This window comes from Acidovorax sp. KNOB132 (assembly GCF_057541515.1).
The window spans coordinates 1-10591 of the sequence record NZ_BAAJYT010000121.1; the positions used below are offsets into that span (position 1 = coordinate 1).

The following is a 10591-nucleotide window of genomic DNA, read 5'->3' on the forward strand; positions in this document are numbered from 1 at the left end:
TAACGGGTAACGGGTAACGGGCCGGCAGCGCCCTTCCATCTTTTCGGCCTATGGATATGGCCCGATGTTCGGGTTGCTTGCATATCCGATTTGGTCGCTTCGCGTCCGCCATGGCGGTCTCCAGAATCGGGCCATCACCCTTTCCCCGCTGGAGCTGCCCGTGAGCGAAACATCCCCATCCCGGTTCGATACGTCCTTTGGAAACCTGCGCATCCGCCGCGTGGCAGGCAGCCTGGGCGGTGAAGTGCTCGGCCTTCAACTGTCGGGCGAACTGGACGACGCGACCATCGCCGACCTCACCGCCGCGCTGGTGCGCCACAAGGTGCTGTTCTTCCGCGGCCAGGCGCACCTGGACGATGCCGCGCACCAGGCATTCGGCGCGCGCCTGGGCAAGACCGTGGCCCATCCCACGGTGCCCTCGCCCACGGGCACGCGCATCTTCGAACTCGACGCCTCCAAGGGCGGTGGCCGTGCCGATTCGTGGCACACCGACGTGACCTTCATCGACGCGTTCCCCAAGTACGGCATCCTGCGCGGCGTGACCATCCCGGCCTACGGCGGCGACACGGTGTGGGCCAACACGGCGGCGGCCTACGCCCGCCTGCCCGAAGACCTCCAGCGCCTGGCGGACGGCCTGTGGGCCGTGCACAGCAACGACTACGACTACGGCGCCGAGCGCGTGGTGGTCGAGGAGGAACGGCTGAACCACCACCGCAAGGTGTTCGTGTCCTCCGTGTTCGAAGCCGAGCACCCCGTGGTGCACGTGCACCCCGTATCGGGCGAGCGCGCGCTGCTGCTGGGCCACTTCGTCAAGAAGATCGCGGGCTTTTCCAGCACCGAATCGGCACGCCTCTTCGAGATCCTGCAAAACCGCGTGGTCCGCCTGGAGAACACCGTGCGCTGGCAGTGGCAGCAGGACGACGTGGCGATCTGGGACAACCGGGCGACGCAGCACTTCGCGATCAACGACTACGGCACCCAGGCCCGCGTGGTGCGCCGCGTCACGGTACACGGCGAGCCCGCCGTGGCGGTGGACGGGCGCCGCAGCCGCACCCGCGTGCGGCCCGAAGCCACCAACGACGCGCAGATCGACAGCGTCATTACCGCGACCGCCTGACGCCACGGAGCCATCGACATGACCCAACGACGCCAGTGGCTCCAGGCCGCATCGGCCCTGGGCGCCACCGCCCTGCTGCCCGGCTTTGCGAAGGCGCAGAGCGGTGCGAAGAAGTTCCAGGGCGTGACCCTGAATGTCTCGACCTTCAGCGCGGCCTACCCCAAGCTGCTGCAGCAGTACCTGCCCGAGTTCGAGTCGCTCACGGGCGCCAGGGTGAACTTCGACACGCCTTCGTTCCCGGTCTACAACCAGCGTGCCGACCTGGAGCTGTCCACCAAAGGCTCGGCCTACGACGTGGTCAACGTGACCTTCATCTACTCGAGCCGATGGATCCACTCGGGCTGGCTCGCGCCGCTCGACGATTTCATCAGGAACCCCAACCTCACCCCCGCCGACTGGGACGTGAACGACTTTTTGCCCGGCGCGCGCGCACCCGAGACCGGCAAGGACGGCAAGCTCTACGGCATTCCCTGGACGGCCGAGGCGCTGCTGTCCGCCTCCTCGCGCTTCGATCTGGTGCAGCAGGCCGGCCTGGCCTACCCCGACACCACGGACGACCTGGTGAAGGTGCTGCGCGCCGTGAACAAGAAGGAGCGCGTGGCGGGCTTCGTGTCCGACAGCCACTACGGCTGGACCTTCGTGCCTTATCTGCATGCCTTCGGTGGCGACGTGTTCCGCAAGGCACCGGACGACCTGTACCCCACGCTGGACACGCCCGAAGCCATCGCAGCGGCCGAGTACTACGCCAGCCTGCTGCGAGAGTTCGGGCCCGACGGTGCCATCACCTACACGCCCGACCAGGTGACCCAGGCGCTCAAGCTCGGCCGCGTCAATTTCACCGATGCGGGGCAGTTGCATCTCGCGCAACTGGGGGACCCGGCCTCCAGCAAGACCTTGAAGACACTGCAGTTCGGCCAGGTGCCCAAGGGGCCTGCAGGGCGCTTTCCGGGCACGGCCGTGCATGGCCTGGGCATTCCGACGGGGTCGAAGAACAAGGAGGCCGCGTGGGCCTTCATCCAGTGGGCGCTGTCCAAGCAGACCACGCGCAAAGCGGTGCTGGCCGGGTACGGCTCGCCGGCGCGCCGTTCGGACATCGACTCCCGGGAGTTCCGCGCCAGGCAGGTCATCAACGGCAACGACCTGGCGCAACTGGCACTGGACTCGATCGAGCTGGCCTCCAAGACCGGGCACATGAAGTACCGCACGGTGTCGGTCTACCCGCAAGTGGACCAGCAGCTCAACAAGGCGATCGCGCTGATCGCTTCCGGCCAGGCCAGCGCCCGGCAGGCGCTGCAGCAGGCGCAGGCCCAGTCGATCACCGAGCTCCAGCGCGCCGGGCTGAAGCTGTGAGCCGGCAGTGAGCACCTTGACTCTGCGCCCCGGCCTCGGCTGGGAAGCGGCGCGCCGCCGCGCCTTCCTGTGGGGCCTGCTGCCCTCGCTGGCCGTGCTGCTGGTCATCACGCTGGCGCCGGCCACGGCACTGCTGGTGACGAGCTTCACGCCCCTGAGCCTCACCGACGCGGCCGGCACTTTCCGCTTCGACGATCCGCTGGTGAACTACCGCCACCTGCTGGAGGACGCGCGCTTTCTGCGCTCCATCGCCACGCAGCTGCAGCTGTCGGTCTCCAGCGTGGCGCTGCAACTGGGCGTGGGGCTGGGCCTGGCCCTGCTGCTCAACGGGCGCTCCAAGCTGCTGGGCGCCACGCGCACGGCGTTCCTGATCCCCATGGTGCTGCCGCCCATCGTGGTGGCGCTGATCTGGAAGATCCTGTACACGCCCGACGTGAGCCCTCTGCACCGCGCGCTGGAGGCGGTGGGCCTGCCGGTGCGCTCGCTGATCGCCAACCCCGACACGGCCTTGTGGGCCATCTCCATCGCCGACACCTGGCAGTGGTTTCCGTTCACCCTGCTGATGGTGCTGGCCACGCTGCAGATGGTGCCGGACGACCCGCTGGAGGCCGCGAGCCTGGACGGGGCCAACCGCTGGCAACTGTTCCGGTACATCGTGCTGCCCTACCTGCGGCCGGTGCTGGTGGTGTGCGGCCTGTTCCGGCTGATCGACAGCTTCAAGGCCTTTCCACTGATCTACGTGCTGACCGATGGCGGCCCGGGCACGGTGACCGAGGTGACCAACTACTACGGCTTCATCCAGGCCTTCAACTTCTCCTACTGGGGGTACGCCAGCGCGATCGCGATGGTGATTCTCGCGGGCGTGTTCGCGCTCAGCTGGCTGGTGGGCCGACTCGGATGGAACGACCATGACAAACGCTGAAGCCGCCCTGCCCCTGCCCTCCACGTTCACGCCGCCCCCTGCCACGCTGCCCTTGCCAGATGCGCGGCGTGCCGGATGGCTGCGCCGCCACGCGCGCGGCCTCGTGGCCGTCGCTCTGCTGCTGGTGGTGATGTTCCCCTTCCTGTGGCTGGTGCAGCTGGCCTTCCGGCCCGGCGCGGACATCTTCGAGGACCGCCTGCTCTTCACGCCCACGCTGGAGGGCTTTCGCAGCCTGCTGCAGGGCAACTTCCTCAAGTCGTTCTGGAACAGCCTGGCGGTCAGCACCCTGTCCACCGGCCTGTCGCTGCTGATCGGCGTGCCGGCCGCCTATGCGCTGACGCGCTGGCAGTTCCGGTGGCGGCGCCAGGTGGCCCTGTGGATCCTGGTGACGCGCATGGCGCCGCCCATCGCCTTCACCATCCCGTTCTTCCTGGCCTACCGCTGGCTCGGCCTGCAGGACACCATCGTGGGCCTGGCCATCGTCTATCTGACCTTCAATTTGGCGATCGTGATCTGGCTGATGCAGACCTTCTTCGAAGCGGTGCCCACCGCGCTCGAAGAGGCGGCCTACATCGACGGCTGCGGCGTCTGGCAGGCCTTCTGGCGCATCACGCTGCCGCTGGCGGCGCCTGGGCTGGCGGCCACCGCTGTGCTGTGCTTCATCTTCTCGTGGAACGACTTCTTCTACGCACTGATCCTCACGCGCACGAATGCCGTCACCGCCCCGGTGGCCATCGTCAACTTCCTGCAGTACGAAGGCTGGGAGTGGACCAAGATCGCCGCCAGCGGCACGCTGGTGATGTTCCCGGTGGTGATCTTCACGGTGCTCGTGCGCACCTACCTCGTGCGCGGGCTCACGGCCGGCGGCGTCAAGGACTGACATGGCCGAACTGTCCCTTCACCAGATCGTCAAGCACTACGGCGGCACACCCGTGATCCACGGGGTGGACATCCACATCCGCGACGGCGAGTTCGTCGCGCTCGTCGGGCCCTCGGGCTGCGGCAAGTCCACGCTGCTGCGCGCCATCGCGGGGCTCGAAACCATCACCAGCGGCGAGATCCGGCTGGGCGGGCGCGTGATCAACGACGTGGCGCCCAAGGACCGCAACATCGCCATGGTGTTCCAGAACTACGCGCTCTACCCCCACATGACGGTGGCGCAGAACCTGGGCTTCTCGCTGAAGCTGCAGGGCGAGAGCCAGGCCGCCATCCGGCGCCGGGTGGACGAGGTGGCCGCCGTCCTGGGCCTGGAAGCCTTGCTGGACCGCACGCCGCGCCAGCTCTCGGGCGGCCAGCGCCAGCGCGTGGCCATGGGCCGCGCCATCGTGCGCCAGCCCGATGCCTTCCTGTTCGACGAGCCGCTGTCCAACCTCGATGCCAAGCTGCGCGTGCAGGTGCGCACCGAAATCAAGGCGCTGCACCAGCGCCTGGGCACCACCACGGTGTACGTCACGCACGACCAGGTGGAGGCCATGACCCTGGCCGACCGCATCGTGGTGCTCAAGGACGGGGTGATCGAGCAGGTGGGTGCGCCCCTCGATCTGTACGACCGGCCGGCCAATGCTTTCGTGGCGGGGTTCATCGGCTCGCCGGCCATGAATTTCATTCCCGGCCGGTTGCATCTGGACGGCGACGCCAGCGTGGTCACCGACGACGGCTTGCGCCTGCCCCTGGCCCGCCCGCCCCGCGGGCGCCATGGCGACTGCGTGCTGTACGGGGCCCGGCCCGAGCACTTCGCGCTGGACACCAGCGGCGCGGGCCTGCCGGCCCAGGTCGTCGTGGTGGAGCCCACGGGCTCGGAAACCCAGGTGGCGCTGCGGCTCGATGGCCGGCACGACATCCTGGCGGCGTTCCGCGACCGCATCGACGTGCGGCCGGGCGACGCGCTTCAGTTGCGGCCCGTGGCGGCGCAGGCGCACCTGTTCGATGCGGCCAGCGGCCTGCGGCTGAATTGACACCACCCTGTCATCGGTGGCGCCCACCCGAAGGGCTCAGGGCGGCACAGCGCATCACAGCCGGTGGGATCGGTCCCCTTGCGAAAAGCCCACGGGCTCCCACGGTTCGCCCGCGCCCAGGGCCAGCACCTTGAACAGCTCGCCCATCTCGTGCTCCATGACCAGCTTGGCGGCCGTGGCGCGTTCGAGCAGGGGCAGCTCCACCATGCGCTGGGCCAATCCGCAGTTGATGAGAAAGTGCGCCTGCGTGGTGTAGCCCAGCACCTGCAGGCCGGCGTCCTGCGCGGCCAATGCCATGGCCGTGAAGTTGACGTGCGCGGTGATGTCCTTGCGGCCCACCGCCACCAGCGGATCGCTGTCGGCCAGGTGCCCCTGGTGGCACATCACCGTGCCCATGTGGCGCTGGGGGTGGTAGTACTCCGCCTCGCCGAACCCATAGTCCAGCAGGAAGGCTGCGCCGCGCTCCAGCCGGTCGGCCAGGGTGCGGATGAAGCCCTCGCCCTGCGGGTGGATCTCGGTCAGGTAGTCGTGGGGGCCTTCCACCTCGACGGGCGGGCGCAGATCGGTGGGCCGGTCGGCCCAGGCGAAGGCATCGCCCTGCAGCACCACGCCGCGTTCATGCCACACGCCGCCCGCCTGCCCGCCGTGGCGGGCCAGCAGCTTCACCGGCATGGCGTCCAGCACCTCGTTGCCCACCACCACGCCCGCAAAGCGGTCGGGCAGCGCATCCACCCACCGCACCTTGTGCGCATGCGGGGACAGCAGCGCCTGCTGGCGCACGCGCAGGCTGCCGGACAGATCGACGATGGTGTAGCGCTGCACCCGTTCGCCCAGGGCATCGAGCAGCTGCAACGCCAGGGCGCCGGAGCCCGCGCCGAACTCCCACAGCTCGTGCGTTCCGGTCCGTGCGAGGGCCTCGCCCACCTGCACGGCCAGGGTCTGGCCGAACAGGGGGCTCAGCTCGGGCGCGGTCACGAAGTCGCTGCCCGATCCGGGCAACAGGCCGAACTTGGTGGAGTCGTTGGCGTAGTAGCCCAGGCCGGGCGTGTACAGGGCCAGGGCCATGAAGCGGTCGAAACCGATCCAGCCGCCAGCCTGCGCAATGGCCTGGCCAATGTGGGCCGCCAGGGCGGTCGTTAAACTTGGGGGTTCTGTCGTCGTCACGGTCCCGATTGTCCCCGATGCCCTCCCCCTCCCGTCCTCGCACCGTGCTGGTGACCGGCGCCGCCAAGCGCCTGGGCCGCGACATCGCGCTCGCGCTGGCCGCCGGCGGCTGGCAGGTGGCCGTTCACTATCGGCATTCCGAGCAGGATGCTATCGAAACAGTAGCAGCATGCCGGCGATTTTCTTGTGCCAGCGCCCATTTCGATGCCGATTTCCAGGACGAGGCCGCCGTGCGCGGCCTGCTGCCCCGCGTGGTGCAGCATTTCGGCGCGGTGGACGCGGTGGTCAACAGTGCCTCGCTTTTCGAGCACGACGATGCCGCCAGCTTCGGGTTTGCCACGCTGGAGCAGCACCTGCGCAGCAACACCGCGGCGCCCGTGCTGCTGGCCCAGGGCCTGCATGCGCATCTGGAACAGCGGGCCGCAGCCGCTGCGGGCGAGGAGGGCGACCAGGGCGAAATCCACGGCGCCGTGGTCAACCTGCTCGACCAGAAGCTCTGGAACCAGAACCCCGACTTCCTGAGCTACACCCTCTCCAAGGCGGCGCTGGAGGCGGCCGGCACCATGCTGTCGCTGGCCCTCGCGCCCCGGGTGCGGGTGGTGGGGGTGGCGCCGGGCCTCACCCTCACCAGCCACCTGCTGGAAGGCGAGAAATTCCGCCAGCTGCACGCGCTGAGCCCGCTGGGCCGGTCTTCCACGCCCGCCGACGTGGCCGCCACCGTGAAGTTCGCGCTGGAAAACCGCTCCATCACCGGCACCACGCTGCTGGTGGATGGCGGCCAGCACCTGATGCGGTTCGAGCGCGACTTTTCGATGATGTGAGCGCAGCCCGGCTCCGCCCTCCCCCTTTCCTTCCCATACCCCATGTACAACGCCGCAGGCACCCAGATCCTCACGCTCACCGGTTTGCGCTTCGACGCCAACCTGGGCATCCTCGCGCACGAGATGACCACGCCGCAGCCCATCCAGGTCGATGCCGAGCTGCACCTGGGCACGCAACCCCTGCACCCGAGCGACGACGACATCCTGCACGTGCTGGACTACCGCAAGGTGCGCCAGATCATCATCGACGAGTGCACGGCCGAACACGTGAACCTGCTGGAGACGCTGATCGGCAAGCTCAGCGCCCGGCTCATGCTGCTGCCCGGCGTGCTGGGCGTGCGCGTGAAGATCGCCAAATTGGAAATTTTTGACGACTGCGAAGTGGCCATCCGCAGCGAGACAGGACAGTGGTGAACCCCATGAATGCCATCCTCAACGACCCCACGCCCGGCTGGACCGCCAACGCCCCCGAGCCCCTCGGCACGCCCGATGCAGCGGCAAGCGCCGAGGCCGCTGCGGCGCCGGCCCGCCTGAAGATCGAGCGCGAGACCCACAAGCTGGAAAAGCGCCTGTGCCGCGAGGTGGGCAAGGCCATCGTGGACTACCAGATGATCGAGGAGGGCGACAAGGTCATGGTGTGCATGTCCGGCGGCAAGGACAGCTACGCCCTGCTGGACATCCTGCTCAAGCTCAAGGCGCGCGCGCCCATCCACTTCGACCTCGTGGCAGTGAACCTCGACCAGAAGCAGCCGGGGTTTCCCGAGCACGTGCTGCCCGAGTACCTGGCCTCGCAGGGCGTGCCGTTCCACATCGAGAACGAAGACACCTACAGCATCGTCAAGCGCCTCATCCCCGAAGGCAAGACGACCTGCAGCCTGTGCAGCCGGCTGCGCCGCGGCATCCTGTACCGCGTGGCCGACGAACTGGGCTGCACCAAGATCGCCCTGGGCCACCACCGCGACGACATCCTGCAGACCCTGCTGCTCAACATGTTCTTCGGCGGCAAGCTCAAGTCCATGCCCCCGAAGCTCGTGAGCGACGACGGCAAACACGTGGTGATCCGCCCGCTGGCCTACGTGGCCGAGAAGGACACCGCGCGCTGGGCCGCGCACCGCGACTTCCCCATCATTCCCTGCAACCTGTGCGGCAGCCAGGAGAACCTGCAGCGCAAGCAGGTGGGCGAGATGCTGCGCGAATGGGACAGGAAATTCCCCGGCCGTGTGGAAAACATGTTCAACGCGCTGCAGAACGTCGTGCCGTCGCACCTGCTCGATGGAACACTGCACGACTTCAAGGGTCTGAAGGCGACGGGCATCGCCAGCGAAGACGGAGACAAGGCGTTCGACCGCGAGGATTTCCCTGCCGCCCCCGGATTGCCCGGCGTGCAGGTGGTCCAGCTGTCCTGAACGCCCCGTCGATCATCGCCAGCGCTGACCGCACCATGACGGCCCCTTTCCGGAGACACCCATGAAGACCCTGCGCTGCGCTTTCTCCATCACCCTGGCCACGGCCGCCCTGATGCTCGGCGGCTGCGCCGTCACCCGCACCGTGGACAGCGCGGTGCACAGCTACTCGACGCTGGCGGCCCTGCCCTCACCGCCCACCTACCGACTGGAGCGCCTGCCCTCGCAGCAGGCCCAGGCTGCATCGTTCGCCCCCATCGAAGCCATGGCCCAGCAGTCGCTGGCGCGCGTGGGGCTGCAGCGCGACGACGCCAATGCCCGGCTCGTGCTGCAGGTCGGCGCGCAGGCAAGCTATGCCACGCCGGCCTACTGGCCCTACTACGGCGACCCGTTCTACCCCCGCTGGGGCTGGGGCCTCGGCTATGGGGGCCATGGCGGCCGCTGGGGCTGGGGCATGGGCGGCAGCTGGATGATGGACCGCCCCCCCACGCTCTACCGCCGCGAGGCCAGCCTGGTGCTGCGCGACGCCGCCACGCAGCAGATCGTGTACGAGACCTCCGCCGTGCACGAGGACGTCTGGACCAGCGACCCGGCCATCTTCGGCATCCTGTTCGACGCCGCCCTGACCGGTTTCCCGCAGCCCCCCGCGGGCCCGCGACAGGTGCGCACCACCCTGGCGCCGCCCGCCCCCTGATCGACGAACTCGCCGCCATGCACGCCACCCGCATCATCGCCATCCGCCACGGAGAAACCGCCTGGAACGTGGACACGCGCATCCAGGGCCATCTGGACATTCCGCTCAACCACACCGGCCTGTGGCAGGCACGCCGCGTGGGCGAGGCCCTGTCCGGCGAGCCCGTGGCCGCCATCTATGCCAGCGACCTGCAGCGCGCCCATGCCACCGCGCAGGCGGTGGCCGACACCACGGGCGCACCGCTGGTCGCCGAGCCTGGCCTGCGCGAGCGCAGCTTCGGCCAGCTGCAGGGCCGCACCTTCGCCGAGATCGAGACCGAAATGCCCGAGGAGGCCCGCCGCTGGCGCCAGCGCGATCCGCACTTCGTGCCCGACGGGGGCGAGTCGCTGATCGTGTTCCGCGAGCGCATCCTTGGCACCACCCACCAGCTGGCACAGCGCCACCCCGGCGAACTCGTGGTGCTGGTCGCCCACGGCGGTGTGATGGACGTGCTGTACCGCGCCGCCACCGGCCAGGAACTGCAGGCCCCACGCACCTGGCAACTCACCAACGCGGCCATCAACCGCCTGCTCTGGACCGGTGACGGCCTCACCCTGGTCGGCTGGGCCGACACACAGCACCTGGACGACGCCACGCGCGATGAAGCCCATTCCTGAATCCCTGCGCGCCAGCATCGGCCTGCGCGTCGACCTGATCGACACCCCCGCACTCGTCGTCGATCTCGACGCCATGGAGCGCAACATCCAGCGCATGGCCGACTTCGCGCGCAAGCATCAGGTGCGCTGGCGGCCCCATGCCAAGATGCACAAGAGCGCCGAGCTCGCCCTGCTGTTGCAGCAGGCCGGTGCCACGGGCGCCTGCGTGCAGAAGGTGAGCGAGCCGAGGCGCTGGCCGCCGCCGGCGTGAACGACCTGTACATCAGCAACCAGGTCATCGCCGCCGCCAAGCTGCTGCGCGTGGCGCGCCTGGCGCACCAGCTCGGCCTGCGCGGCGGGCGCCTGGCCCTGGCGGTGGACAGCGAGGAAGGCATCGAGCGCCTGGCCGAGGCCATGGCCGTCACCGCCAGCGATGCGGGCATCGATGTGTTCGTGGAAATCGACGTGGGCCAGCGGCGCTGCGGCGTGCCACCCGGCGAGCCGGCCGTGGCCCTGGCGCGGGCCGTGGC

The 10591-nt window shown here is 68.9% G+C and carries 11 protein-coding genes and 1 pseudogene; 11 read left to right on the forward strand and 1 reads right to left on the reverse strand.

The features are described from left to right. The first annotated feature begins 160 nt into the window (after window positions 1-160). The 5 genes from AC27IO_RS15225 to AC27IO_RS15245 are packed head-to-tail and all read left to right on the forward strand — an operon-like array spanning window position 161 to window position 5344. On the forward strand, window positions 161-1117 hold the full coding sequence (locus tag AC27IO_RS15225) for a TauD/TfdA dioxygenase family protein (protein ID WP_284429491.1): 957 nt from the start codon (window positions 161-163) through the stop codon (window positions 1115-1117). A gap of 18 nt (window positions 1118-1135) precedes the next feature. Further along, window positions 1136-2467, forward strand: coding sequence for an ABC transporter substrate-binding protein (locus tag AC27IO_RS15230; protein WP_284405250.1), 1332 nt, complete (start codon window positions 1136-1138; stop codon window positions 2465-2467). 7 nt (window positions 2468-2474) lie between these two features. Beyond that, a complete protein-coding gene (locus tag AC27IO_RS15235) occupies window positions 2475-3389 on the forward strand; it encodes a carbohydrate ABC transporter permease (protein ID WP_284405249.1) in 915 nt (304 codons plus the stop codon). After that, window positions 3376-4269, forward strand: coding sequence for a carbohydrate ABC transporter permease (locus AC27IO_RS15240; RefSeq protein WP_284405248.1), 894 nt, complete (start codon window positions 3376-3378; stop codon window positions 4267-4269). Before AC27IO_RS15235 ends, AC27IO_RS15240 begins: the two co-directional genes overlap by 14 nt. 1 nt (window position 4270) lies before the next feature. Next, window positions 4271-5344: an ABC transporter ATP-binding protein gene (locus tag AC27IO_RS15245; protein ID WP_317356079.1), complete on the forward strand. Its 1074-nt coding sequence runs from the start codon at window positions 4271-4273 to the stop codon at window positions 5342-5344. 54 nt (window positions 5345-5398) lie between these two features. Here the strand turns inward: AC27IO_RS15245 and AC27IO_RS15250 are convergent, their stop codons facing one another. Further along, window positions 5399-6517 carry a class I SAM-dependent methyltransferase gene (locus AC27IO_RS15250; RefSeq protein WP_498739495.1) on the reverse strand — a complete coding sequence of 373 codons (1119 nt, stop codon included), beginning with the start codon at window positions 6515-6517 and terminating at the stop codon, window positions 5399-5401. 8 nt (window positions 6518-6525) lie between these two features. On the opposite strand from AC27IO_RS15250, the gene AC27IO_RS15255 reads away from it, so the two are divergent. The 6 genes and pseudogenes from AC27IO_RS15255 to AC27IO_RS15280 all read left to right on the forward strand — a co-directional run. After that, a complete protein-coding gene (locus AC27IO_RS15255; protein ID WP_498739491.1) occupies window positions 6526-7329 on the forward strand; it encodes an SDR family oxidoreductase in 804 nt (267 codons plus the stop codon). A 42-nt stretch (window positions 7330-7371) separates the two neighbouring features. Further along, window positions 7372-7743 (forward strand): dihydroneopterin aldolase, encoded by a 372-nt coding sequence (locus AC27IO_RS15260; RefSeq protein WP_284392946.1) that lies wholly within the window; start codon window positions 7372-7374, stop codon window positions 7741-7743. 5 nt (window positions 7744-7748) lie between these two features. Beyond that, entirely contained in the window at window positions 7749-8735 is a 987-nt protein-coding gene (gene ttcA, locus AC27IO_RS15265; protein ID WP_498739493.1) for a tRNA 2-thiocytidine(32) synthetase TtcA, read from the forward strand. Between the two features lie 61 nt (window positions 8736-8796). Then, window positions 8797-9426: a DUF4136 domain-containing protein gene (locus AC27IO_RS15270; protein WP_487114962.1), complete on the forward strand. Its 630-nt coding sequence runs from the start codon at window positions 8797-8799 to the stop codon at window positions 9424-9426. 17 nt (window positions 9427-9443) lie between these two features. Continuing rightward, on the forward strand, window positions 9444-10082 hold the full coding sequence (locus AC27IO_RS15275; protein WP_317356076.1) for a histidine phosphatase family protein: 639 nt from the start codon (window positions 9444-9446) through the stop codon (window positions 10080-10082). Continuing rightward, a pseudogene (locus AC27IO_RS15280) lies at window positions 10066-10591 on the forward strand (alanine racemase); the annotation flags it as partial. The gene AC27IO_RS15275 and the pseudogene AC27IO_RS15280, both read left to right, overlap by 17 nt.